We start from the raw sequence: 24,217 nt of genomic DNA, 5'->3' as shown, positions 1-24,217 counted from the left end.
AAATTCTGCAACAAGCCGGTACTTCTGTTCTGGCCCAGGCTAACCAGGTTCCACAAACTGTATTGTCTCTGCTGCGTTAATTTGGTAACTAAATAATATTTTGACCAAATAATTGCACAATTAAGGCGGTATTTATTGCCGCCTTTTATTCTATGTTAATTTTTTTTCGGTAAAGAAATTAACATAGATTAAAACATGGGATAAATACGAGTGGCTGAGGAATATTGAGTGAAAGAGCTTATGGTAGTACAACCTGATTATGTTGCAAATTTCAGCTGCGTTGGTGCAGCTTGTCGTGATCACTGCTGTAAGCGCTGGAGTATTACTCTCGATAAACAAACATATCGTAAATATACTAAAAGCCAAAATGCTGAAATTAGGCGTATTGCTGTAACAGATATTTCAGTCAGCAGAGCCAGTTTTTCAAATTGGGCAGTCATTAAGCTCGATGAACAAGGTAATTGCCCTTATTTGGATCAAGACCAACTCTGCAAAGTACATAAACGCTTAGGGGAGGATGCCTTGAGCGAAACGTGTTCATCCTATCCACGTTTGGAACATGTTTATCGCCATGAAAAACGCAAGAGTTTGAATATTTCTTGCCCAGAAGCTGCGCGGCAAGTGCTTTTTAACCCTACAGCTTTGAATATGCAGTCTATGCCTATTCAGAAAAATGGTTATTTTAGAGCGCCAGAACTCAATGTTGAGGGGCAATTAATTAATTTATTTTGCGCTAATTTTCTAATGTCCCCTCAATCACGTATTGAAGAAAACCTATATAGCATTGCCTCTTTCTTACTTTACTGCCAAAAATTAGACGGCACCATTGACAGTAAATTACCGTCGATGGAAACGTATTTTGAAGCTCAACTTGAGAAACTTCAAGGTGGCACGGTCGTTGAATATTTAGAAAAAATTCCGTTTAATCAAAATCTTCAATGGCAGTTACTTATCCGCATTCAACAATGTTGTATTGATTCACCAAACTCAAGAGGAAGGGAAACTTTATACAACTACCTCGGAAAACTGATTGAGTATCTGGTGGTTGAGTTTGATAACGAGCAACTGGAAGAAAGAATGAAGTTATTGAGTTCAGCTTGGAATGAAAAAGCATCACTCTTTTTTTCCAATCATCCTCATGTGTTACGTAATTATTTCCTTTATCGGTTACACCACAACCAATTTGCCATTAGTGGTGGTCAGCCACTATTAAAAGAATTCTATTTACTAATAGTCGATTTCTTCTTTATTCGCTCGTTGATTAGTGCACACATACTTAAAACGGGGCAAATTACAGAAGATGATGTCATCGACATTTTTTATTCTTATCATGCATTTAGGCAGCATAGCGTTAAGGTTGAAGCGGATTTTCGAACGGAGATAGACAAAGTGAAGATCAATGATGATCTTTCTTTGTTACAACTTTTGATATAGCGCCAGTGGTGTGTCTTTCACCTCTCAGATAAAAATTAATTACGAATTGAAACCCTTTGAAGTGAGATAAATAGCATACAAAAGAGGGCATAAGTCAAATAGCCGCCTTTTTATAGGTCTATTCAGGCGATTGTCCGGCTAACTGGACAGGATAATGGTACGACTCTCTTACCCTTAGGTGCCTGTCTAGTGAGCAATCTGTATACCGCCGAAGGCGTGATGGACAAAAATTCCCTCTGGCAACGCTATGTTCCTTTAGTTCGCCATGAGGCTTTGCGTTTGCAGGTGCGCCTGCCGGCCAGTGTGGAGTTGGATGACTTGTTGCAGGCTGGTGGCATTGGTCTGCTGAATGCAGTCGAGCGTTATGATGCTTTACAAGGAACTGCATTTACCACTTATGCAGTACAGCGTATCCGGGGTGCGATGCTGGATGAACTGCGTAGCCGAGATTGGGCACCGCGCAGTGTGCGCCGCAATGCTCGCGAAGTTGCCAGTGCCATGCAAAAGGTTGAGCAGCGCCTGGGCCGTCCGGCAACAGAACAAGAAGTGGCACAAAATCTTGAAATTGATTTGGCGGAATACCGTCAGATCTTGTTAGACACCAATAATAGCCAGCTTTTCTCCTATGACGAATGGCGGGAAGAGCATGGTGAAAGTGTCGAACCGCTGTTGGAAGGGCATGAAGATGCCAATCCGTTACAACATCTATTGGAAGGAAATCTGCGCCAACGTGTCATTGATGCGATCGAGGCTTTGCCGGAACGCGAAAAAATGGTGTTGACGCTTTATTACCAGGAGGAGCTGAATCTGAAAGAGATCGGAGCGGTACTCGAAGTTGGAGAATCTCGTGTTAGTCAACTTCATAGCCAAGCGATAAAGCGTTTACGCGCTCGGCTGAGTAACGATTCTTAATTCATTTTCGCTCAATGATATCACGGTGCTTCACATTATTAATGCAGGTCTTCTTATGCCAGGATTTCAGTTAAAAAAGCGGCCGCTGAGTCGTTATTTAAAAGATTATAAGCACGGCCAAACTCATTGCTCACATTGTCATAAACAACTCGATCGGATGGCATTGGTTTTTCGCGGACAAATTATTAATAAAGAAGCGATTTCCGGGATGGACCAACCTATTGACGATCAAGTTTGGGCAAAGCTTCAACATGAATTAACTGCATTATGTCGTTTTTGTAGTGAGATATACTGCAATAGCACGCCGGGTTATTTTGATATAATGGCATTCAAACAGTATTTATTTGAACAAACTGAGATGAACCATAGCACTGTTCGCGAATATGTTGTGCGCTTGCGTCGGTTAGATGAAATGCTGGTTGCTACTAATTATCCAGCGGAAAAGTTTGCTAACGAAACCATGCACCAACGTATTATCGATGAGTTGCCAAATGCTGCACATAACAATTATCGTATTGCGTTGCGCAAATATGATCAATATTTGGCATGGCAGAAGAATTACTAAAACCTAATGGCTAATCTGCCGCTGGTTCGTCTATATAATAAGCGCTCGGTTCAGATATCTCATCTGCCGGGCGTTTTGCTTTTCTCCCCGCGCTTGCTCCCCTGAGCCTAATGTTTTTCTGCACTATAATAAAATTAAGTGATTATTAACCTTACATCTGATAAATGTAATGAATAGCTTTATTCGATAATTCACTGGGGGCCCCGTGACGCTTCAACACAAACTGGCGCAATTTCCGCGTCTGGACTTGGTCGGTAATGCGACGCCATTGGAAAAACTTGCTCGGCTCTCTGATTATTTGGGCCGTGAAGTTTATATCAAACGTGATGATGTCACGCCATTGGCGCTGGGGGGCAACAAATTGCGTAAGCTCGAGTTTTTGGCTGCTGAAGCGCTAAGACTCGGAGCTGATACGCTAGTTACCGCCGGTGCAATCCAATCTAATCATGTGCGCCAAACGGCGGCAGTTGCTGCCAAACTGGGGCTACATTGTGTCGCGCTGCTTGAGAATCCTATCGGTACTTCACAAGAAAACTATCTGACCAATGGCAATCGATTGCTGTTGGATTTGTTCAATGTTGAGGTGGTGATGTGCGAGGGCCTGCATGACCCAAATCAACAATTAGCCGAGCTGGCGACCCGGATTGAAGCACAAGGTTTTCGCCCGTATGTGGTTCCGGTTGGCGGCTCGAATGCCTTAGGTGCATTGGGATATGTGCAATGCGCATTAGAAATAGCGGCTCAGTCGGCAGGGCGAGTCGCCTTTAGCTCGGTGGTGGTCGCCTCGGGCAGTGCCGGCACTCATGCGGGGCTGGCCGTGGGTTTGCAACAACTGTTACCCGAAGCGGAACTGATTGGGGTGACGGTATCACGTACAGCAGATGAGCAGCGGCCAAAAGTCACACAAATTCAGCAAGAATTGGCGGTGTCCCTTGATCTTACTGGGCCACAGGCGGCCATTACCTTGTGGGATGATTATTTCGCGCCGCAATATGGTATGCCAAATGAAGCAGGGCAAGCCGCGATTGGATTACTGGCAAGGCAGGAGGGCATCTTGCTGGATCCCGTCTATACCGGTAAGGCAATGGCAGGTTTACTCGATGGTCTTGAGCAGAAAAAATTTCGCGATGACGGCCCAATTCTGTTTATCCATACTGGCGGTGCGCCAGCATTATTTGCTTATCACCCGCAGGTGTAACCTTTGGTGATTGCTTATTCTATTTAAGGCTATCGTTATTAGTTTTTATTCCTTTGCTTCATCAATAGCACTGATAAAGTGTTGAATATCAAAAATAAACATGACAGTTGGGGTACTTATGGCTTTTTCAATTGTACGTCGTCGGGTGGTGCTGGGCATGGTCGCGGTTGCATTGGCAACCGGCCTTAATGTGAAGTCTTACGCGGCAGGGGATTTATTAGATCAGGTGAAAGAACGCGGAGTCTTAGTTGTTGGGTTGGAAGGGACTTATCCGCCGTTCAGTTTCCAGGGCGAAGATGGCAAACTGACTGGATTCGAAGTGGATTTTGCCAACGCATTGGCCGAACACATGGGCGTCAAAGCAAAAATCACCCCGACTAAATGGGATGGTATGCTGGCCTCACTGGAATCCAAACGTATTGATGTGGCGATTAACCAAGTTACCATTTCAGATGAGCGTAAGAAAAAGTATGATTTCTCAACGCCTTATACTGTCTCCGGTATTCAGGTCTTGACCAAAAAAGGTAACGAAGGCCAATTCAATAAACCTGAAGATTTGGAAGGGAAGAAAGTGGGCGTGGGCCTGGGCAGTAACTATGAACAGTGGTTACGCGAAAATCTGAAAGGTGTTGATATTCGCACTTATGATGATGACCCAACCAAGTATCAGGATCTCCGTGTAGGTCGTACCGATGCCATTTTAGTTGACCGCTTGGCGGCGTTAGATTTGGTGAAGAAAACGGGTGGCACTCTGGCAGCAGCAGGCCCGGCATTTGCTCGCCAAGAATCAGGTGTGGCACTGCGTAAAAATAACCCTGAGTTATTAGCGGCAATTAATCAGGCTATTGCAGAGATGCAACAAGATGGCACATTAGCAAAAATCTCTGAAAAATATTTTGGCGCGGACGTAACTAAATAATGCAAGAAAGTATTCAATTGGTGCTGGATTCAGCACCATTTTTATTGAAAGGTGCTTGGTTAACCCTCCAGCTTAGCTTGGGGGGGATGTTTTTTGGTCTGGCATTAGGTTTTATGTTGGCAATGATGCGGTTATCGCGTTTCTTGTCACTGTCACTTCTCTCGCGTTTTTACGTCTCCATTTTTCGTGGAACCCCGCTAATTGCCCAACTGTTTATGATTTATTATGGCTTACCCCAGTTTGGGATTGAGCTGGATCCTATGCCCGCGGCGTTGATTGGTTTATCTCTTAATACGGCGGCGTATACATCAGAGACATTGCGAGCGGCGATTTCATCAATTGAGAAAGGGCAGTGGGAAGCCGCAGCCAGTATCGGGATGACGCGTTGGCAGACACTGTATCGGGTGATTTTGCCACAAGCGGGCCGCACCGCTTTACCTCCACTGGGTAACAGCTTTATTGGCCTGGTAAAAGATACTTCTTTGGCGGCGACCATTCAGGTTCCTGAGCTGTTCCGGCAGGCGCAATTGGTGACTTCTCGCACGTTGGAGGTTTTCACTATGTATCTGGCGGCCTCGCTGATTTACTGGATAATGGCAACATTATTATCCGCATTACAAAATCGCCTGGAAGCGCATGTTAATCGTCAGGATCAGGAGTAGCCATGAGTGCCATTGAGGTTAAAAATCTGACCAAGCAGTTTAAAGGTCAACAGGTACTGCATGGTATCGATCTTGAAGTAAACAGTGGCGAAGTTGTGGCTATTATCGGCCCTAGCGGCTCGGGTAAAACGACCTTGTTGCGCAGTATTAATCTGCTGGAGATCCCCGACTCAGGAATTATTCGAGTTGGTGATATCGAGATTGATGGCAGCATTCCTATTGGTAAGCAGCAACGCCAAGTCCGTGCTTTGCGCCAACAAGTGGGTTTTGTATTTCAGAGTTTCAATTTATTTCCACACCGGTCGGTGTTGGAAAATATCATTGAAGGCCCGGTGATTGTTAAGGGTGAGAAACGCGACGAGGCGGTAAAACGTGCGCGTGAGCTGCTGGCAAAAGTTGGGTTAAGTGGCAAAGAAGATGCTTATCCTCGCCGTTTATCCGGTGGCCAGCAACAGCGAGTGGCGATTGCCCGGGCATTGGCGATGCAACCTCAGGTCATTTTATTTGATGAGCCGACCTCTGCATTAGATCCTGAGCTGGTGGGCGAAGTATTAAATACTATCCGCGCACTGGCTGAGGAAAAGCGGACGATGGTCATCGTCACTCATGAGATGAGTTTTGCCCGTGATGTGGCCGACCGAGCCATTTTTATGGATCACGGGCGGATAGTCGAGCAAGGCCCCGCAAAAGAGCTCTTTGCTCATCCGCAGCATGAGCGCACTCGGCAGTTTCTTGATAAATTTATAAATAACCATTAATTTTTAGTACATTAGTAAAAATCATCGAAGCGGGGGCTAGCAACTGGCCCCCGATTTTATCACCTTGCACTCGCTGCTTTATAGGAAAGCTTCGAGTTTAAGGCGCAGGGCGGTAGTTTTAACTTCTTTCATTCGCCCGTGGCCCGGTAACACTTTTTGTTCCACGGTAACCAGCCCGGCTTTTTTCAAAATAGCCACATCACGGGTTACGGCACTGCGATCCCTTTTTAAGCGGGTCGAAAGGGAAGTGATAGAGCCTGGATATTTTTTCACTGTTCGCAGCAAAACAATGCGCGCAGCGCTTAATACCCGCACCATTTCCAGTGGATCTTCAAAGGTAATCGTATGCTCTTCAGGTAATACTTGCCCCGCATCTGCCAATGCGGCAAGTTGTTGACCTCGTTTGAAAAATTCATCTTCCGTTGCTGTTTTGATAACGAGCTTGTCCATTAACTTCTCCTTAGTGACGTCCAATCCTTTTGAAAGCAATCCTCTATTTGTTCAAAGCTGACAAAATCGACGGCTTCAATTGCACCTAAGTAATGGCGATGATGGAAACCATGGGCATTGTCATAACCTATTACTCGCCCATTATCACCCTGTGATAAGCAGTGATTGATATAAGCCAAATTATAACGAGTAATGATACCTAACGGGTCAGCCCATATTTCGCGTCGTAATTGGCCATTACCGCGCCGACGAGCAATTTGATGAGTTTCATCGATAACTTTTTTATCAGCCATGAATATAATTATCACCTCTGAGAGTTGTTGTACATAAAGTATTCACTAAGAAGAAAGCTAGCTATACCAGCAGCTCTGTAGTTCGCTAGTATTAATAATGAGTTAGGTGCAGCGAATGATACAAGGAGGCCAAGTGAAGGTTGCGGGAGGCAACCAGAGGAACAGGTGGTGGTTACCTATTTGCAGTGGATTGTGCGAGGTGGTTCGAAGAATAATTAGCCCGTAAGCCCTGAGCCTGTTTAGGTCGGGCCAAAATTTAAAAGGCCCGCTAGGGCCTTAGAGTTTGATGACAAATCGACATTATCAGCTTTGAGTCAGCTGGGGTGACTGTACCTATGGGCGCTCCGACGGCTTACGCCGTTACGACCCATTCGGCACATTTCCCCTTTAATTAACTTTGTCAGTAATCTGAATGGCCCGGTAGGGCCTTATTAGTTATTAATACAAAATATCATTGGAAACCCGCCACTATGGCAGGTTAGCCAATAGTCATCAGGCTGGCATTCCCGCCCGCGGCTGCGGTATTAACACTGAGAGAGTGTTCAATTAACAGGCGCTCTAGCAAAATGTTGGTTTCACCGCGGGCAAATCCTTGCACTGAGACAATCGGCCCATCAATTTGCGCTATTTGCTCACACAAAGTACGTAACTGGTCGGCATCGCCGTGGTAAATGACGGCATCAAAATTGATGTTTGCTGTTTGCCAATCCTTGGTGAGGGTAATGCGCGCTTGCACCGCCGCCGGTAATGCGCGCAACAAATCATGTTGTACGGTGCTTTCTGGCCATAAGACCTGACAGCCCGTCGCCAGCACTGCAGCCAACTGTGTCAATGCATCCGCGGTGTTATCCGCCAGACACAAGACTCGCTCACGAGGGAGCAGGGCATAAGTGTTGCGTTCACCGGTTGGCCCCGGTAGCAGCCGGACGGTGCCACCTTGCGCCAACTCACCATAGCGCTGTGCCAGCGCCACTAATTCATGATGCTGTTGTAACTCTTCTGCCCATTTTATCAGGGCGCGATAAGCCGTTTGTATTGCCTCGCGGCCCGCCACATTCGGCACTTGCTCATTATGCTGCTGAGTCAGAGTATTGATTACAGCATCGTCTGGGCGGCTGCACAGCAGGCGGTAAAGATACAAGGGGCCACCGGCTTTAGGGCCAGTGCCAGACAGCCCTTCGCCACCAAAAGGTTGCACGCCCACCACCGCGCCGACCATATTGCGATTAACGTAGAGGTTGCCCACTTTGGCTTTTTCAGTGATATGCGCAATGGTTTCGTCAATACGGGTATGAATACCCAAGGTCAAACCATAACCAGAAGCATTGATTTGTTCGACTAAGGCACTGAGGTTCTGGCGTTGGAAGCGCACGACATGCAGCACCGGGCCGAAGATCTCTTTTTGCAGTTCATCAAAGCTATCCAGTTCTATTAAGGTCGGTTTGATAAAGGTGCCGCGCTGCCACTCTTTTTCATCCTGAGTATTGCTGCGGGCAGCTTGATAAACTTTGCGTCCTTTCGCTTGCATGGCCTGAATATGACGTTCAATACCGGCTTTGGCATCAGCATCAATCACTGGGCCGATATCGGTAGACAGGCGCTCCGGATTACCCATGCGGCATTCCGCCATCGCGCCCCGCAGCATCTGCAAAGTATGTTCGGCAACATCATCCTGAATACAAAGGATACGCAAGGCCGAGCAACGTTGTCCGGCACTGTCAAAGGCCGATGCGACGACATCTGTCACCACCTGCTCTGTGAGCGCTGATGAGTCAACTATCATGGCATTGAGGCCACCGGTTTCGGCAATCAGAGGTGTTGGTCGGCCTTGTGGATCTAGCCGGCCGGCAATACTGCGTTGCAAAATGCTGGCGACTTCAGTTGAACCGGTGAACATCACGCCGCGCACTCGGGCATCATTAACCAGTGTCGCACCGACGCTATCACCCTGGCCGGGCAGCAATTGCAATACGCCAAGTGGGATACCGGCCTCCAGCAAGATGCGCACCGCCTGAGCCGCGATCAGTGGCGTTTGCTCGGCAGGTTTTGCCAATACACTGTTACCCGCCGCTAAAGCCGCAGCAACCTGACCGGTAAATATCGCCAGCGGGAAGTTCCACGGGCTGATGCAAACCACCGGGCCAAGTGGACGATGGCTATTATTAGAGAAGTTATCGCGTACCATTCCAGCATAATAATGCAAGAAATCAACGGCTTCACGAACTTCTGCTATAGCATTACTGAAGGTTTTACCGGCTTCGCGCACCAGTATCCCCATCAATGTTTGCATCTGATTTTCCATCAATTCAGCAGCACGGATTAAAATTGCGGCCCTTTGCGCGGGCGGAGTGGCAAACCAAATTGCCCCGGCGTTGGTGGCAGTATCCAGTGCCTGGCTTACCTCGGCCGCGGTTGCTTCGCGAACGTAACCGACGATATCTGTTGGTTCCGCAGGGTTGATAACCGGTAACTCCACACCGCCATCAAGTTCGGCATCAATCATAGGTGCTGCACGCCACACCTGACTGGCGCTGGTGAGTAATGCGCTGGAAAGGGAGGCCAGACGGTGCTCGTTTGCAAGATCCAATCCGCTGGAGTTGGCTCTTTCTGTGCCGTACAACTCCCGAGGTAATGGAATGCGCGGGTGAGGCAAACCGAGCTGCCCCTCACTGGCGGCCATGGCTTCTACTGCACTGACCGGATCGGCGACTAACTCATCCAGTGGCAGGGTGGTATCTGCTATCCGGTTCACAAATGAAGTGTTCGCCCCATTTTCTAACAGACGGCGCACCAGATAGGCCAGCAAGGTTTCATGGGTGCCGACCGGGGCATAAATACGGCAGGGGCGGTTAAGCTTACCATCAGCCACTTTCCCAACCACTTGTTCATACAGCGGCTCACCCATGCCATGCAGACATTGGAATTCATATTGTCCGGGATAATAATTTTGCCCGGCAAGATGATAAATCGCCGATAAAGTATGTGCGTTGTGTGTTGCAAATTGTGGGTAAATTAGGTTGGGAACCGCCAGTAATTTGCGTGCGCAGGCCAGGTAAGAAACATCAGTATAAACTTTGCGGGTATAAACCGGATATCCTTCTAATCCTTCTACTTGTGCGCGTTTTATTTCGCTATCCCAGTAGGCCCCTTTTACCAAACGGATCATCAGGCGGCGGCGGCTACGCTGCGCCATATCTATCACCGCATCAATGGTAAATGGACAACGTTTCTGATACGCCTGAATAACAAAACCTATGCCATGCCAACCGGCTAGCTTTGGTTCAAAACACAGTTTTTCCAGCAGATCGAGTGAAATTTCCAGACGATCGGCTTCTTCTGCATCAATATTGATCCCGATGTCATATTGGCGAGCTTGCAGAGTAAGTGATAATAAGCGTGGGTAAAGCTCATCCATGACCCGCTCATATTGAGCACGACTATAGCGGGGGTGCAGGGCTGAAAGCTTGATTGAAATCCCCGGGCCTTCATAGATACCCCGGCCATTAGAAGCCTTACCTATGGCATGAATAGCTTGCTGGTAAGAAAGTAAATAGGCTTGCGCATCTGCTTCTGTTAGTGCGGCTTCACCCAGCATATCGTAAGAGTAACGGAATCCTTTATCTTCCAATTTGCGGGCATTGGCCAGTGCTTCGGCAATAGTTTCGCCGGTGACAAACTGTTCGCCCATCAGGCGCATGGCCATATCCACACCTTTGCGGATCAGCGGCTCGCCACCTTTACCGATAATACGGTTCAAAGAGTTAGACAGTTTGGCTTCATTATGAGTAGAAACCAGATGGCCGGTAAATAATAAGCCCCAGGTGGCGGCATTGACAAACATGGATGGGCTGCGGCCCAAATGGGAGTGCCAGTTACCATTGCTGATTTTATCGCGAATAAGCGCATCGCGAGTGGGTTTATCAGGAATACGCAGCAGCGCCTCCGCCAGGCACATCAACGCAACACCTTCTTGCGACGACAGTGAAAACTCTTGTAGCAAACCTTGCACTATCCCGGCGCGGCCATTGGCACTTTTTTGATTACGCAGTTTTTCGGCAATGGAATATGCCAGCTGATGTGTGGCTTGCGCTAACTCGGCTGGCAAACGCGCCTGCTCCAATAGCATTGGAATGGCTTCTGTTTCTGGGCGGCGATAGGCCGCAGTAATGGCCGCTCGGATAACTGACTGTGGCAACACTTGCTCGGCAAAATCTAAGAATGGTTGGTGGGCGCTTTCAATAACTTGCGGCATAATGTCGTCCGCTTCTTGAGAGGAGGCCGCATAAGCTGCTGGAAGCTCAGGTAATTCATTGTTATTTTCCACTCGTTCCAGATAGTTAAAAATTGCCTGCTTAATTAACCAGTGTGGCGTGCGGTCAATATGCTGTGCTGCGGCCTTAATCCGGTCGCGTGTTGCTTCATCGAGCTTCACGCCCATTGTGGTGCTGCCCATGCGGTATATCTCCATTAATAAGAGAGTTATGATTTTGATTCAAACAATATCAGGCATGTTGCAACTTTGTGCAACCTTGTTAAATAGGGGCGTATTTGAACTGTGAATTCAGTCTTGTTTTTAACAATTTCACCAAGGTATCACCGGCTTGAATATTACGTGGAATAACGGCTAACACTAATAATAGTAGGGTTTATAGGGTATTTACCTTAGGTGTAACTCGTTTTGCTATGTTGGGTGTAACTGTCGACAGTGATTAATGTGATGCAGGGTGAATATTTTGTAAAAAATTTGTTTAAATTGTTGTGACTCAAGAAAGGAGTCATCTAGGATAGCAACCGCAAGATAGCGGTTTGTTGGCGAATAGTTGTACTGGTAGTTTATTTACGGCTGTGACTGTATTTCGGGTATTACTGAGTGCCACGTTCCGGCAACTCAAGTAGAAAGTAGGACACCGCCCCAGGCGGATAGAATTAAAAATAGCGAGATAGATTAAAACGATAATACGCACTATGGAGATGTTGCATGACCATAAATACGCCGATGTTGGTGACTTTTTTAATATACATTTTTGGGATGATACTCATTGGCCTTATGGCTTACCGGGCAACCAATAACTTTGATGATTATATTCTGGGTGGACGGCGTTTAGGCAGTGTGGTTACCGCGCTGTCTGCTGGTGCTTCCGATATGAGTGGCTGGTTATTGATGGGGTTACCGGGGGCTATTTTCTTATCGGGGATTTCCGAAAGTTGGATAGCCATAGGTTTGACCATTGGTGCTTACCTTAACTGGAAATTAGTGGCGGGGCGTTTGCGGGTTCATACCGAGGCCAATAATAATGCGCTCACTTTACCGGATTATTTCACCAGCCGTTTTGAGGATAAAAGTAAGTTACTGCGCATCATCTCTGCCGCAGTTATCTTGATTTTCTTCACTATTTATTGTGCCTCTGGCATTGTCGCAGGTGCGCGTTTGTTCGAAAGCACCTTTAACATGAGCTACGACACCGCATTGTGGGCCGGTGCTGCGGCAACTATCGCTTATACCTTTATTGGTGGGTTCCTGGCGGTAAGTTGGACAGACACGGTACAAGCAACACTGATGATTTTTGCATTAATTCTGACTCCGATTATCGTGATTTTGGCGGTGGGGGGAATAGATACTTCTCTCATTGTCATTGCCGCGAAAAACCCAGCCAACATCGATATGTTTAAAGGGCTGAATCTGGTCGCTATTCTCTCTCTGCTGGGTTGGGGGTTGGGGTACTTTGGCCAGCCACATATTCTGGCTCGTTTTATGGCGGCAGATTCCCACCGCACTATTCGTAATGCTCGCCGTATCAGTATGACCTGGATGATCCTTTGCCTGGCCGGAACTATCGCGGTGGGCTTCTTTGGTATTGCTTATTTTGAAAATCACCCGGATCAAGCCGGAAGTGTGGCGCAAAATGGCGAGCGGGTATTTATTGAGTTAGCTAAGTTACTGTTCAATCCTTGGATAGCCGGTATTTTACTGTCTGCCATTCTGGCGGCAGTAATGAGTACTCTGAGCTGCCAGTTACTGGTGTGTTCCAGTGCACTTACCGAAGATCTGTACAAAGCATTCTTACGTAAAAAAGCCAGTCAGAAAGAGTTGGTGTGGGTCGGTCGTGCCATGGTGTTGCTGGTGGCTTTAATTGCCATCGCGTTGGCGGCGGATCCGAATAACCGGGTGCTGGGTCTGGTGAGTTATGCTTGGGCAGGGTTTGGCGCTGCATTTGGCCCGGTTATCCTGATTTCAGTGATGTGGCCACGGATGACCCGCAATGGTGCGCTGGTGGGAATGCTGATTGGCGCTATTACCGTGATTGTTTGGAAGCAATATGCTTGGTTGAATTTATATGAAATTATCCCAGGCTTCTTGTTTGCCAGCATTGCTATTGTGGTCGTGAGTTTGTTAGGGCGTAAGCCGAGCAATACTATTACTGAACGTTTCCGTGAAGCGGAAGCCGAGTTTAAAACCGTCTAATATCCCCATCATGTTGTAAATTGCACAATACCCCCGTAAAGGGGGTATTTTTTTGCAGAAAAACCGACCAAGCTTTAATTAAGGTCTACATCATCTATCCTAATGAATTCATTTGTTATTTAACCCAGTAGAAACAACTTGCCACAGTTTGTTTAACAATATTCTTATTCAACCTCTTGAATTTCTTTTCAGCAGAATGATAATCACTATCGTTTTACTTATCTTTACGTTTACTGACACTGTCGTTAATCATAAATTCATACCCAAAGTCGCTGACGTTGTAGGTAGGCTGCCAACACTGCCGCAATCACCAGTACAAAGCGTATTAGCATATTGGCGTATAACCCATTAGGGGTGTTTAGCATGTTTGTCCCATTTCTTATTATGTTTCGTGAAGGGCTGGAGGCCGCGCTGATTGTCAGCTTGATAGCCAGTTACCTTAAACGTACTCAACGCGGTCAATGGATGGGGGCAGTATGGGTGGGTGTTATTACCGCCGCAGCACTTTGCCTGGCGCTGGGTATCTTTATTAATGAAACCACTGGTGAATTCCCACAAAAACAACAAGAGCTGTTCGAAGGGGTTATCGCGGTAGTGGCAGTTTGCATATTAACCTATATGGTTTTTTGGATGCGCAAGGTATCCAAGTCAGTCAAAGTGCATTTAGAAGGGGCGATTGATAATGCGCTGAGCTTTGATGCTAAAAAAGGGCATGGCCGCCGTCAGGGATGGGCATTAGTGGCAATGGTGTTTTTTGCTGTGGCCCGCGAAGGTCTTGAATCTGTCTTCTTCTTATTAGCTGCGTTCCAGCAGGATGTCGGTATTGGCGCGCCAATGGGTGCCATGCTCGGTCTAACCTGTGCCATTTTAGTCGGCATGGCCATCTATTGGGGCGGAATTAAGCTGCATCTGGCCAAATTCTTTAAATGGACAAGCTTATTTATCCTGTTTGTTGCCGCCGGTCTTGCCGCCGGGGCGATAAGGGCTTTCCATGAAGCGGGGCTGTGGAATCATTTCCAGGATATCGCTTTTGACCTGACCAATGTGCTCTCCACCCACTCATTATTTGGCACCTTCCTCGAGGGCATGTTTGGCTATCAGGAAGCCCCCACTATCAGCGAAGTGGCGGTTTACTTTATCTACCTGATCCCAGCATTGATTTTCTTTTTCCTTCCACCACGCACCACCGCGGCCTCAACCGCACCTGCTGCGCGGAAAACTAACTAATAACTCAGGGATTTATCACATGTCTAACCGGTTCTTCCGTCGTACTGCTTTACACACCGCTTTGTTGGCCTTATCCACTGGGGCAATTAGCGCGCAGGCTGCTGATATTCCACAAGTTAAAATTACAGTCAATGATAAACAATGTGAGCCAATGGCACTGTCTATCCCCGCCGGTAAAACCCAATTTATTGTCCATAATGCCAGTCAAAAAGGCCTGGAGTGGGAGATCTTAAAAGGGGTGATGGTGGTTGAGGAGCGCGAGAATATCGCCCCAGGTTTTACCCAAAAGATGACGGCAAATCTGGAACCGGGTGAATACGATATGACCTGTGGCTTGCTGAGCAACCCGAAAGGTAAATTGACTGTCACGGCAGCAACCGATTCTGAAACTGCCATGAAGCCGGATGCTATGGCACTGGTGGGGCCAATTGCTGAGTACAAAGTCTATGTGATACAAGAAGTTGCTCAGTTAGTATCCCAAACAAAAGCCTTTACTGACGCGGTGAAAAAAGGCGATTTGGCGTTAGCCCGTAAACTTTACGCCCCGACTCGCCAACATTATGAGCGTATCGAACCTATTGCGGAATTGTTCTCCGATCTGGATGGCAGTATTGATGCGCGCGAAGATGATTTTGAACAAAAATCTGCCGATCCGAAATTTACCGGTTTCCACCGTTTAGAGAAAATCTTGTTTGGTGACAACACCACCAAAGGGGCCGATAAATTTGCTGACCAGCTGTATCAAGACACATTGGAACTGCAAACACGCATCAGCGGCCTGACTTTTGCACCGAACAAAGTGGTAGGTGGCGCGGCTGGGCTAATTGAAGAAGTGGCCGCCAGTAAAATCAGTGGTGAAGAAGATCGCTACAGCCGCACTGACCTGTGGGACTTCCAGGCCAACGTTGATGGCGCGCAGAAAATTGTTAATCTGCTGCGGCCATTGCTGGAAAAAGCCGACAAGCCATTGCTGGATAAAATTGATGCTAACTTCAAAACCGTGGACAGCATCTTGGCAAAATATCGCACCCAAGATGGCTATGAGTCTTATGAGAAGCTCACTGATGCCGACCGCAATGCACTGAAAGGGCCAATTACCGCACTGGCGGAAGATCTTGCTCAGCTGCGTGGCGTATTAGGTCTGGATTGAGGCATTAAAATGAGTAAGAAAACCGGCCCGCAATCAGGGCCGCAGTTACCAGATAACGGGGCGGTATCGCCGTCCCGTCGGCGTTTATTGCTGGGTATGGGCATGATGAGTGGCGCACTGGCCCTCGGTGGCACGAAAATAGCGCGTGCTGCACCGGGCCCGGCCGCCAAAGCTGCGCCCACTCAAGATGAGCGCTGGCAGCAACAGCCCTTTTATGGTCAGCATCAAGCTGGGGTGCTAACCCCGCAGCAGGCGGCAATGATGCTGGTGGCATTTGACGTGCTGGCAACAGATAAAGCCGCATTAACTCGGCTATTTACCTTACTGACCACGCGAATTGCTTTTCTGACGACCGGCGGGAAAGCCCCATCGGTCAATGCTAAATTGCCACCACTGGATTCGGGGATTATGGGGCCGGAAATTTACCCGGATAACCTGACTATCACGGTTTCAGTCGGCGATTCGCTGTTTGATGAGCGGTTTGGTTTACAGGGGCACAAGCCGCTACGACTGCAAAAGATGACGCGCTTCCCTAATGATTCACTGGATGCCGCTCTGTGTCATGGGGATATATTGTTGCAAATTTGCGCCAATACCAATGAAACTGTCATTCATGCACTGCGGGATATTATCAAGCATTCGCCGGATCTTCTCAGTGTGCGCTGGAAACGCGAGGGCTTTATCTCGGCTCATTCCGCCCGCAGTAAAGGGAAAGAAACGCCGATTAATTTGTTGGGTTTTAAAGATGGCACCGCAAACCCAAAAACCAGCGATAAACCCTTGATAAACAAAGTAGTGTGGGTTCAGGATAATGTTGGCGAACCGGCATGGGCAGTGGGTGGCAGCTATCAGGCGGCACGGATTATCCGCTTTAAAGTGGAGTTTTGGGATAGGACGCCGCTGCAAGAACAGCAAACCATTTTTGGCCGCGATAAACACAGCGGCGCACCTTTGGGCATGGCGCAGGAACATGATGAGCCGGATTACACCCAAGACCCTGATGGTAAAGTGATTAAGTTAGATGCACATATTCGTTTGGCGAATCCGCGCACCACTGAAACCCAGAATAACTTGATGCTGCGCCGTGGCTACAGCTACTCACTGGGCGTCTCAAATTCGGGGCAGTTAGATATGGGGCTGTTATTTGTCTGCTATCAGTCTGATTTGGAACAGGCTTTTCTTACCGTGCAAAAACGGCTCAATGGAGAGGCGCTGGAAGAATATGTCAAACCTATTGGCGGGGGCTATTTCTTCACCTTACCGGGCGTGGTTGATGCCAACCATTATCTGGCGCAAGGTCTGCTTGAATCTTGATCAATGAAATACAGCACCGCTAGCATGTGGTGCTGTGATTGCTAACCCGTTTTCTTTATTACCAGAGACTGGCGGGGCAACTGCACTGATGGGTAGCCCGGCCGCTCACACCGCTAGCCTCCATCCGCTACCTTTCCCCACCCAATAATATTCTTCTTACAACTTAACTGTTTAATTTTACGGTGATTTTCGCCACATGTTCACCCTGGAATCGGGCGATTGAAAGTTCTGCTGCACTTGGCTGACGGGAACCATCAGCACCGGCAATCGTGGTCGCGCCATAAGGGGTGCCGCCGCGAGTCTGCGAAACATCAAACAATTCTCTCGCCCCATATCCGATAGGAACGATGATAAAGCCGTGGTGTGCCAGTGTCGTCCAGGTGGAGCTGATAGTGTGTTCTTGCCCACCGCCGGTACCGGTTGAGGAAAATACACTGGCGACTTTGCCAAATAATGCACCCGATGCCCATAACCCGCCCGTCTGGTCGAGGAAAGTGCGCATTTGACCGGCCATATTACCAAAGCGGGTAGGGGTGCCGAAAATGATGCCATCGTAATCGGCTAGCTCTTGCGGTGTCGCCACGGGGGCTTGTTGACCGGTTTTACCGCCGGCTTTGGCGAAAGCATCGGCGGGCATGGTTTCCGGCACACGCTTAATGGTCACTTCAACACCACTGACTTTTTGGGCACCTTCGGCTATTGCGCCAGCCAGTGTCTCGATATGCCCATACATGGAATAGTAAAGCACTAAAATTTTCGCCATCTTGCTTTGCTCCAATCAAGGTTATTGAATAATGCTGATGATGCCTATTAACCATACGCCAATATGCCCAAGCTGCAATGTTGGCCGCACAGAAAGCAACTAACTAAACCGACACCTTGGCGGCAGTGACTGGCGGGTTATAAACTGGCCGCTGTAACCCTCCAACCTATTTTGCCGATATTCTCCCTGGTTCTCCGCGGTATTTATCACAGTTAATGAAGACCGCCATTGACACTAAGGGAGGTGGGTAATAATTTCATTGGCAGTAAAACTCCATTTAAATAATTTTTATGGAGTTTTGTTTTTCATAGTCATCCATTAAAGCCCGGCCCAAATTATAGATTAATGAGGAATACCGCCAATGACTCAAACACGCCATCAATATAAGCAATCATTAAGCAGCAAAATAGCTTGTTTTAGCGCGCTGGCGCTATGCGTTTCGCTGTCTTTACCTTATGCCAATGCTGAGCATTACCCGGATGTCCCTGTGCCTTTTAAATATGGCACTGGGGCCCGGATAGATAACAATATCTATGTGGGTTTGGGCAGCGCGGGCCAGTCGTGGTATCGCCTTGATACAGATAAAACCCGTAGTGGTTGGCAGAAAATAGCTGATTTTCCCGGTCAACCACGCGAACAAGCAGTGACAGTGGGCCTGGATGGAAAGCTGTATGTCTTTGGTGGCGTGGGGAAAAATACCGCCAGTGATACTCAGGTGCGCGCCCTCAATGATGTCTATCAATATGACCCAGCAACGAATCAATGGCAGCAATTACCCACTCGGGCCCCTCGAGGTTTGGTCGGGACGGTCGCCACCGCCGTGGAGGGTTCTCAGGCCATGTTATTGGGTGGGGTAAATAAAGCCATTTTTGACGGCTACTTTGCGGATCTGGCAGTGGCTGGCAGTGATGAAACGCAGAAAAATGCGGTGATTAATGCCTATTTTAACCAGTCTCCCGCCGACTATTTTTATAATCGCGATGTGCTTATTTATGATCCGGCTAAAAATCAGTGGAAGAGTGGGGGGCAACTGCCATTTTTAGGTACCGCAGGTTCGGCAATCACTGGCATGAATAACAATTTGATATTAATAAATGGTGAAATTAAACCCGGTTTGCGCACCGCCGCAGTATGGCAGGGGAAAACACAAGATAATAAGCTTGAATGGCAACAGCGCCCCGATTTGATTGGCGCGGAAAAAAATACGCCGCAAGAAGGGTTGGCGGGCGCGTTTGCCGGTATTAGCCAGAATGTGGTGCTGGTCGCGGGGGGCGCTAATTTCCCCGGTGCCTGGAAACAATTCAATGCGGGCGAGTTATATGCCCATAAAGGGCTGAAAAAACAATGGCAACAGCCAATTTATGCGCTGGAGAATAATCAGTGGCAGAAAGTTGGGGAATTACCTCAACCCCTTGGTTACGGCGTTGCTATTCAAGGTGATGATGAGTTGATTTTGGTAGGCGGAGAAACAACCGGGGGTGTCGCCACCTCCGCAGTGACGCAAATGCGCTGGCAGGGCAATCAGTTGCATCTTGAATAAAATCAACTGACCTGATTAGAAGGCGAATATGCGGTATTACCGACGCCAAAAACAGATTGACGCCGGTAATACCCTAGTGGCTATAACTTAGTAATATTGCTGCGGTACAGGCGGGCTCTGCGTTTTTTCAAGATGAGATAACCAATGGCCAAAATGACAAACCACAGCGGCGTTACCATCAGCGCCTGGCGGGTATCACTTTCCAATGTTAACAACACCAACACAAAGGCGAAAAACGCCATACACACCCAAGACATGACGATACCGGCGGGCATTTTATAAATGGATTCTTTATGCAATGCTGGGCGTCTTTTGCGATACACCAAGTAAGAGCAAAGGATAATCGTCCAGACGAACATAAACAAAATCGCCGAAACCGTAGTGACCAAAGTAAAGACGGTCATGACGTTTGGGATAAGGTAAATCAGCACCACGCCACCGAGCAGACAGATACAAGAAAATGTCAGGCCAGATGCGGGAACAGAGCGGCGCGATAATTTACTAAATTGCTTTGGCGCGTCGCCTTCTTTGGCCAAACCAAACAACATGCGACTAGTAGAGAACACGCCACTGTTGGCAGAAGAGGCAGCGGAGGTCAACACCACAAAGTTGATAACACTGGCGGCGGCGGGTAGCCCGGCCAGAACAAATAACTCTACAAATGGGCTTTTTTCGGCAACAACTGAGCTCCAGGGGGTTACCGACATAATCATAATCAATGAAAAAACATAGAACATAATAATGCGGATTGGAATCGAGTTAATGGCTCGCGGCAAAACCACTTTAGGATTTTTGGTTTCAGCGGCAGTGGTGCCCACTAATTCAATCCCCACAAAGGCAAAGACAGCTATCTGGAAGCCAGCAAAGAAGCCACTTATTCCTTTCGGGAACATCCCGCCATCATTCCATAAATGAGTAAATGAAGCCGTAGTGCCCGATGGGGACTGATAACTCATTAACACCATGGTCAGACCGGCAAAGATTAACGCCACTATGGCCACGATTTTAATCATGGCAAACCAGAACTCCATCTCACCGAACATTTTTACTGTCGCCAAATTTAACGACAGCAGCAGCAGAACCACTAACAATGAGGCTATCCATTGGGAAAACCCAGGGAACCAAAATTGCGCATAGGCGGTGATGGCGACCACATCGGCTATGCCGGTGATAACCCAACAAAACCAGTAAGTCCAACCGGTAAAAAAGCCTGCCCAAGGGCCAAGCAAATCGGCGGCAAAATCACTGAATGACTTATAATTTAGATTCGAGAGCAGCAATTCACCCATTGCCCGCATCACGAAAAACAACATAAAACCGATTATCATATAAACGAAGATAATCGATGGCCCGGCAAGGCTGATGGTTTTGCCCGAACCCATAAACAAACCGGTACCTATGGCACCACCAATAGCAATCAGTTGAATATGGCGGTTGGAGAGACTTCGTTGAAGGTGCTCCTCTGGTTCCGGCAAAGGATCTGCCACTAGCTTGGATTGGTCTACCATCTTTCCCATTCCCTCTTCCTGTATTTGTGAAGTTGTTGAGCTCTAAGCTGGCTCTTTAGTTTTGTCTGTCTGTTAGCTTTTTTGTCTGCTTTAACTACAATTTTCAAATCATTTAATATCTTGGTAACAATAATTGCACAACACGCCGTTTTTTACAGCGTTTATATTCCACACACTGAATTTTGTTAAGTTCATCACAGCGCGTCGAATTACAACATGAAGTTACATAACTAACAATAATCGTAAGTCACTGGGGCATAATTAACCCAGAGCGGCAAATATAACGCCGCATAAAGAGAAAAATTTCACGAAACGTTTGACAGCCAAGACCAACAGGAGAATAATTATCGGCGTTGGGTCGTTAGCTCAGTTGGTAGAGCAGTTGACTCTTAATCAATTGGTCGCAGGTTCGAACCCCGCACGACCCACCAACAAAATCAATCACTTAGTATTAACTTCTAATTTCAAATCTATTTCGTGGGACATATTTTTGCCATTAAAATTTAATATTGAGTTTATCTGCCAAACATATTTCAAAATATTATTTGGTGAAAGGCAGAAATAAGATTTTATCATCTCAATTCATTTCCAATCGCTCACGTCTTCTCAACCAAAAATAGAAATTCCCCCTAAACTAACCAAATTACCCATGCGTGTTTCACTCAGAAAGCCGGAGAATATTCATCTCAGCTCCGATTGATGCGAGACACCTTAGTATATTGCCCAGTGGCAACTCTATAAGGTTCTGCCGCCCATAAAACGGGATATAATGCGGCTTTCTCTCTATTAAGCTGGCCTGCGGACTTCGCAACCAAAGCTGGATAAGGTATAGTCCGCTTTTTTACGGAGGAACCATGCTGACCAACTCATCCACACGTCTTAACAAATATATTAGTGAGAGCGGTATCTGTTCTCGTCGCGATGCCGATCGTTATGTTGAACAAGGAAATGTTTTTATTAACGGCAAGCGGGCCGCAGTTGGCGACCAGGTATATGCTGGGGATGTAGTGAAAGTTAACGGTCAACTTATTGAACCCCGTGATGAAGATGATTTGGTGTTGATTGCGCTGAATAAACCAGTGGGTATTATCAGCACCACCGAAGATGGCGAGCACGATAATATCGTGGATTTCGTTAACCACAGTAAACGAGTTTTCCCCATTGGGCGTCTGGATAAAGATTCTCAAGGATTGATTTTTCTGACAAATCATGGCGATTTGGTCAATAAAATTTTGCGTGCTGGGAATGACCACGAAAAAGAATATGTGGTAACTGTAAACAAACCGGTGACTGACGAATTTATTCTCGGCCTTGGTGCCGGTGTGCCGATGCTGGGAACAGTGACAAAAAAATGCAAAGTGAAAAAAGAGTCGACCTTTGTATTTCGTATTACCTTAGTACAAGGGCTTAATCGGCAAATTCGCCGGATGTGTAAACATTTTGGCTATGAAGTTACCAAGCTTGAACGCACTCGGATAATGAATGTCACCCTGAAAGGATTACCACAGGGCGAGTGGCGTGATTTGACTGATGATGAACTGATAGAGCTATTCAAGCTAATTGAAAACTCGTCATCTGATGAAGCACCGGTGAAAAAATCACCACCTAAGTCAGTTACTAATAAAAAGCCAGTTATCAATGGGCCGAAAAAAACTGAGAAACCAGATGGCAATGCCGCTGCTCGCAAGCGCTTTGCTCAGCCAGGCCGTAAAAAGAAAGGGCGCTAAGCTCGTGTAATTTTTATTGTCTTGGGGCTAACCTATTTTCCAGCTGTTATCCCCGTGGGTGATATTCCAGAACGGGGAACATGCTTTTCTAATAGTTAAAGATAATTAATATTAATCCTAGATAATATTAATATTATTCCCCAGCTGTTATTTGTAATTTTTTAGACTAAACTTTGTACAGCTCGCGTTGGTAAGTTATTGTTAACCGCCCTGATATGACAGTTTCTATTGGGCGTTTCCAAAGACTGATAAAGCACAGATAAACTGCCAGTACAGTGAGTTATCTACCAGCCCCTGGTGCTTTATCTCTGACCAGATGCTTCTCTTGAAGGAGATAGCGATGACTCCCGTACAGATATTAATTATTCTGGCACTAACACTGTTTGCATTGTACCGTCAGTCGATTAGCCATGAGGTGTCGTTAGGCCCCGCTCGCTTTAAATGGGTTTGGATTTATGGCGTGGTCGGTTTGCTTGTGGGTGGGACATATATGCCTACGACCATAACGTCCTGGAGCGTATTAGGTAGTGGTGTTTTGTTCAGTATTATCATCGGTATGTTACAAGGTCGTCTTATTGAAATTTGGCAAGAATCTGATGGCCGAATTTTTTGTAAAGGTACACCATTGACGATGACTTTATTCCTGCTTCTGATTGGGTCTAAATGGATTATCGGTACATTACAATATCTTTATAATCAGCCGACAGAACAAGGCGGTTTTGGTGAAATCCTCATAATGATTGCTGTAATGGCTGCATTTGAGGTTGAAATCGTCAGACGCCGTATTCGGGTGCTATATCCGGATAATCCTGTCGATTCATTACCTGAAGGGCAATAGAAAAATATTGTTTCAGCTAACTGTTAAGGATTAGCCGTTAGCTGATTTAAAGAGAGTTCAGAACGTTAGAGCAAGATAATATTAATCGACAATAAAAAGTCTGGCACCTGAGACTGTTGATGACTTATGTGCCTCAGCATGATCAGCAACCTGATAACTCATCCCCGCCTTTAAGGTGAAAATTCGGCCATCATCTACTTCAGTACTTAACTCACCTTCCAGGCACAATAAAATATGCCCTTTGGAACACCAATGGTCTGCAATGTATCCCGCGCTGTATTCAACCATACGAACCCTGATATTACCAAAGTGCCGGGTTTGCCAATAAGCCATCCCATGCTCACCTTTATGTTCAGTTCTTTCTACTGCTGACCAGTCGGTGGTACCGAATGGAATATCGACCATATTCATTAAACCCTCTCCTTATTACTGACTACCAGGCTATAAGTTAAAACACATTAAAAGTAATACACAGTCTATTACTTTATTGCCAGCC

General features: G+C 47.0%; 21 protein-coding genes and 1 tRNA gene. 16 read left to right on the top strand and 6 right to left on the bottom strand.

Going from position 1 to position 24,217, the window contains the following annotated elements:
• From YROHD0001_RS19845 to tcyN, 8 genes are all read left to right on the top strand, one after another.
• Positions 1 to 80 (top strand): flagellin (locus YROHD0001_RS19845; protein ID WP_081452082.1); only part of this gene is annotated, 80 nt, incomplete at its 5' end.
• 148 nt (positions 81 to 228) lie between these two features.
• Complete coding sequence (gene fliB / locus YROHD0001_RS01890; RefSeq protein WP_004716437.1) at positions 229 to 1,434, top strand: flagellin lysine-N-methylase; 1,206 nt, start codon at positions 229 to 231, stop codon at positions 1,432 to 1,434.
• A gap of 189 nt (positions 1,435 to 1,623) precedes the next feature.
• Positions 1,624 to 2,346 carry an RNA polymerase sigma factor FliA gene (locus tag YROHD0001_RS01895; protein ID WP_004716435.1) on the top strand — a complete coding sequence of 241 codons (723 nt, stop codon included), beginning with the start codon at positions 1,624 to 1,626 and terminating at the stop codon, positions 2,344 to 2,346.
• A 55-nt stretch (positions 2,347 to 2,401) separates the two neighbouring features.
• A complete protein-coding gene (fliZ, locus tag YROHD0001_RS01900; RefSeq protein ID WP_004716432.1) occupies positions 2,402 to 2,911 on the top strand; it encodes a flagella biosynthesis regulatory protein FliZ in 510 nt (169 codons plus the stop codon).
• A gap of 205 nt (positions 2,912 to 3,116) precedes the next feature.
• The gene (locus YROHD0001_RS01905) at positions 3,117 to 4,109 is read left to right on the top strand and encodes a D-cysteine desulfhydrase (RefSeq protein WP_004716430.1); all 993 of its coding nucleotides are present in this window, start codon (positions 3,117 to 3,119) and stop codon (positions 4,107 to 4,109) included.
• Between the two features lie 118 nt (positions 4,110 to 4,227).
• Positions 4,228 to 5,028 carry a cystine ABC transporter substrate-binding protein gene (tcyJ, locus tag YROHD0001_RS01910; RefSeq protein ID WP_032818119.1) on the top strand — a complete coding sequence of 267 codons (801 nt, stop codon included), beginning with the start codon at positions 4,228 to 4,230 and terminating at the stop codon, positions 5,026 to 5,028.
• Positions 5,028 to 5,690: a cystine ABC transporter permease gene (tcyL, locus tag YROHD0001_RS0118765; protein WP_032818117.1), complete on the top strand. Its 663-nt coding sequence runs from the start codon at positions 5,028 to 5,030 to the stop codon at positions 5,688 to 5,690. The genes tcyJ and tcyL overlap by 1 nt, the downstream gene beginning before the upstream one ends.
• 2 nt (positions 5,691 to 5,692) lie before the next feature.
• Positions 5,693 to 6,448, top strand: coding sequence for an L-cystine ABC transporter ATP-binding protein TcyN (tcyN, locus tag YROHD0001_RS01915; protein ID WP_004716427.1), 756 nt, complete (start codon positions 5,693 to 5,695; stop codon positions 6,446 to 6,448).
• Between the two features lie 78 nt (positions 6,449 to 6,526).
• Here tcyN and YROHD0001_RS01920 read toward each other — a convergent pair whose 3' ends face one another.
• The 3 genes from YROHD0001_RS01920 to putA form a co-directional block, all read right to left on the bottom strand.
• Positions 6,527 to 6,898, bottom strand: coding sequence for an HVO_A0114 family putative DNA-binding protein (locus tag YROHD0001_RS01920; protein ID WP_004716426.1), 372 nt, complete (start codon positions 6,896 to 6,898; stop codon positions 6,527 to 6,529).
• Complete coding sequence (locus YROHD0001_RS0118760; protein ID WP_032818115.1) at positions 6,898 to 7,191, bottom strand: toxin-antitoxin system TumE family protein; 294 nt, start codon at positions 7,189 to 7,191, stop codon at positions 6,898 to 6,900. Before YROHD0001_RS0118760 ends, YROHD0001_RS01920 begins: the two co-directional genes overlap by 1 nt.
• Positions 7,192 to 7,669: 478 nt before the next feature.
• Positions 7,670 to 11,644: a trifunctional transcriptional regulator/proline dehydrogenase/L-glutamate gamma-semialdehyde dehydrogenase gene (gene putA, locus YROHD0001_RS01925; protein ID WP_004716425.1), complete on the bottom strand. Its 3,975-nt coding sequence runs from the start codon at positions 11,642 to 11,644 to the stop codon at positions 7,670 to 7,672.
• A gap of 525 nt (positions 11,645 to 12,169) precedes the next feature.
• On the opposite strand from putA, the gene putP reads away from it, so the two are divergent.
• The 4 genes from putP (at position 12,170) to efeB (ending at position 17,345) form a co-directional block, all read left to right on the top strand.
• Positions 12,170 to 13,654: a sodium/proline symporter PutP gene (gene putP / locus YROHD0001_RS01930; protein WP_032818112.1), complete on the top strand. Its 1,485-nt coding sequence runs from the start codon at positions 12,170 to 12,172 to the stop codon at positions 13,652 to 13,654.
• Between the two features lie 363 nt (positions 13,655 to 14,017).
• A complete protein-coding gene (efeU, locus tag YROHD0001_RS01935; protein WP_032818109.1) occupies positions 14,018 to 14,881 on the top strand; it encodes an iron uptake transporter permease EfeU in 864 nt (287 codons plus the stop codon).
• 19 nt (positions 14,882 to 14,900) lie between these two features.
• The gene (gene efeO / locus YROHD0001_RS01940; protein WP_032818106.1) at positions 14,901 to 16,031 is read left to right on the top strand and encodes an iron uptake system protein EfeO; all 1,131 of its coding nucleotides are present in this window, start codon (positions 14,901 to 14,903) and stop codon (positions 16,029 to 16,031) included.
• Between the two features lie 9 nt (positions 16,032 to 16,040).
• Positions 16,041 to 17,345: an iron uptake transporter deferrochelatase/peroxidase subunit gene (gene efeB / locus YROHD0001_RS01945; protein WP_004716420.1), complete on the top strand. Its 1,305-nt coding sequence runs from the start codon at positions 16,041 to 16,043 to the stop codon at positions 17,343 to 17,345.
• A gap of 163 nt (positions 17,346 to 17,508) precedes the next feature.
• On the opposite strand, the gene wrbA is transcribed toward efeB, so the two are convergent.
• Entirely contained in the window at positions 17,509 to 18,108 is a 600-nt protein-coding gene (wrbA, locus tag YROHD0001_RS01950; protein WP_032818103.1) for an NAD(P)H:quinone oxidoreductase, read from the bottom strand.
• Between the two features lie 361 nt (positions 18,109 to 18,469).
• Here wrbA and YROHD0001_RS01955 point away from each other — a divergent pair, with 361 nt between their 5' ends.
• Positions 18,470 to 19,648 carry an N-acetylneuraminate epimerase gene (locus YROHD0001_RS01955; RefSeq protein ID WP_004716417.1) on the top strand — a complete coding sequence of 393 codons (1,179 nt, stop codon included), beginning with the start codon at positions 18,470 to 18,472 and terminating at the stop codon, positions 19,646 to 19,648.
• Positions 19,649 to 19,728: 80 nt separating this feature from the next.
• Here YROHD0001_RS01955 and cycA read toward each other — a convergent pair whose 3' ends face one another.
• Entirely contained in the window at positions 19,729 to 21,156 is a 1,428-nt protein-coding gene (gene cycA / locus YROHD0001_RS01960; protein ID WP_004716416.1) for a D-serine/D-alanine/glycine transporter, read from the bottom strand.
• A 355-nt stretch (positions 21,157 to 21,511) separates the two neighbouring features.
• Between cycA and YROHD0001_RS0118755 the strand changes: the two genes are divergently transcribed.
• From YROHD0001_RS0118755 to YROHD0001_RS01970, 3 genes are all read left to right on the top strand, one after another.
• A tRNA-Lys gene (locus YROHD0001_RS0118755) sits at positions 21,512 to 21,587 on the top strand.
• Between the two features lie 423 nt (positions 21,588 to 22,010).
• Positions 22,011 to 22,883 carry a 23S rRNA pseudouridine(2604) synthase RluF gene (gene rluF / locus YROHD0001_RS01965; protein WP_004716414.1) on the top strand — a complete coding sequence of 291 codons (873 nt, stop codon included), beginning with the start codon at positions 22,011 to 22,013 and terminating at the stop codon, positions 22,881 to 22,883.
• Positions 22,884 to 23,223: 340 nt separating this feature from the next.
• A complete protein-coding gene (locus YROHD0001_RS01970; RefSeq protein WP_004716413.1) occupies positions 23,224 to 23,721 on the top strand; it encodes a hypothetical protein in 498 nt (165 codons plus the stop codon).
• Positions 23,722 to 23,802: 81 nt separating this feature from the next.
• Here the strand turns inward: YROHD0001_RS01970 and YROHD0001_RS01975 are convergent, their stop codons facing one another.
• The gene (locus YROHD0001_RS01975) at positions 23,803 to 24,132 is read right to left on the bottom strand and encodes a DHCW motif cupin fold protein (RefSeq protein WP_004716412.1); all 330 of its coding nucleotides are present in this window, start codon (positions 24,130 to 24,132) and stop codon (positions 23,803 to 23,805) included.
• Positions 24,133 to 24,217 lie beyond the last annotated feature (85 nt).

Source organism: Yersinia rohdei ATCC 43380, from assembly GCF_000173775.1.
GTDB classification, from domain to species: domain Bacteria; phylum Pseudomonadota; class Gammaproteobacteria; order Enterobacterales; family Enterobacteriaceae; genus Yersinia; species Yersinia rohdei.
This window is presented reverse-complemented; position numbering and strand designations above follow the sequence as displayed.

Bases quoted from the DNA above. Each gene is read 5' to 3' on its own strand.
- YROHD0001_RS01955 (WP_004716417.1), top strand. From the start codon at position 18,470: ATGACTCAAACACGCCATCAATATAAGCAATCATTAAGCAGCAAAATA.
- wrbA (WP_032818103.1), bottom strand. From the start codon at position 18,108: ATGGCGAAAATTTTAGTGCTTTACTATTCCATGTATGGGCATATCGAG.
- cycA (WP_004716416.1), bottom strand. From the start codon at position 21,156: ATGGTAGACCAATCCAAGCTAGTGGCAGATCCTTTGCCGGAACCAGAG.
- YROHD0001_RS01920 (WP_004716426.1), bottom strand. From the start codon at position 6,898: ATGGACAAGCTCGTTATCAAAACAGCAACGGAAGATGAATTTTTCAAA.
- fliZ (WP_004716432.1), top strand. From the start codon at position 2,402: ATGCCAGGATTTCAGTTAAAAAAGCGGCCGCTGAGTCGTTATTTAAAA.
- YROHD0001_RS01975 (WP_004716412.1), bottom strand. From the start codon at position 24,132: ATGAATATGGTCGATATTCCATTCGGTACCACCGACTGGTCAGCAGTA.
- putA (WP_004716425.1), bottom strand. From the start codon at position 11,644: ATGGGCAGCACCACAATGGGCGTGAAGCTCGATGAAGCAACACGCGAC.
- efeU (WP_032818109.1), top strand. From the start codon at position 14,018: ATGTTTGTCCCATTTCTTATTATGTTTCGTGAAGGGCTGGAGGCCGCG.
- tcyJ (WP_032818119.1), top strand. From the start codon at position 4,228: ATGGCTTTTTCAATTGTACGTCGTCGGGTGGTGCTGGGCATGGTCGCG.
- putP (WP_032818112.1), top strand. From the start codon at position 12,170: ATGACCATAAATACGCCGATGTTGGTGACTTTTTTAATATACATTTTT.
- efeO (WP_032818106.1), top strand. From the start codon at position 14,901: ATGTCTAACCGGTTCTTCCGTCGTACTGCTTTACACACCGCTTTGTTG.
- YROHD0001_RS0118760 (WP_032818115.1), bottom strand. From the start codon at position 7,191: ATGGCTGATAAAAAAGTTATCGATGAAACTCATCAAATTGCTCGTCGG.
- YROHD0001_RS01970 (WP_004716413.1), top strand. From the start codon at position 23,224: ATGACTCCCGTACAGATATTAATTATTCTGGCACTAACACTGTTTGCA.
- efeB (WP_004716420.1), top strand. From the start codon at position 16,041: ATGAGTAAGAAAACCGGCCCGCAATCAGGGCCGCAGTTACCAGATAAC.
- rluF (WP_004716414.1), top strand. From the start codon at position 22,011: ATGCTGACCAACTCATCCACACGTCTTAACAAATATATTAGTGAGAGC.
- tcyL (WP_032818117.1), top strand. From the start codon at position 5,028: ATGCAAGAAAGTATTCAATTGGTGCTGGATTCAGCACCATTTTTATTG.
- tcyN (WP_004716427.1), top strand. From the start codon at position 5,693: ATGAGTGCCATTGAGGTTAAAAATCTGACCAAGCAGTTTAAAGGTCAA.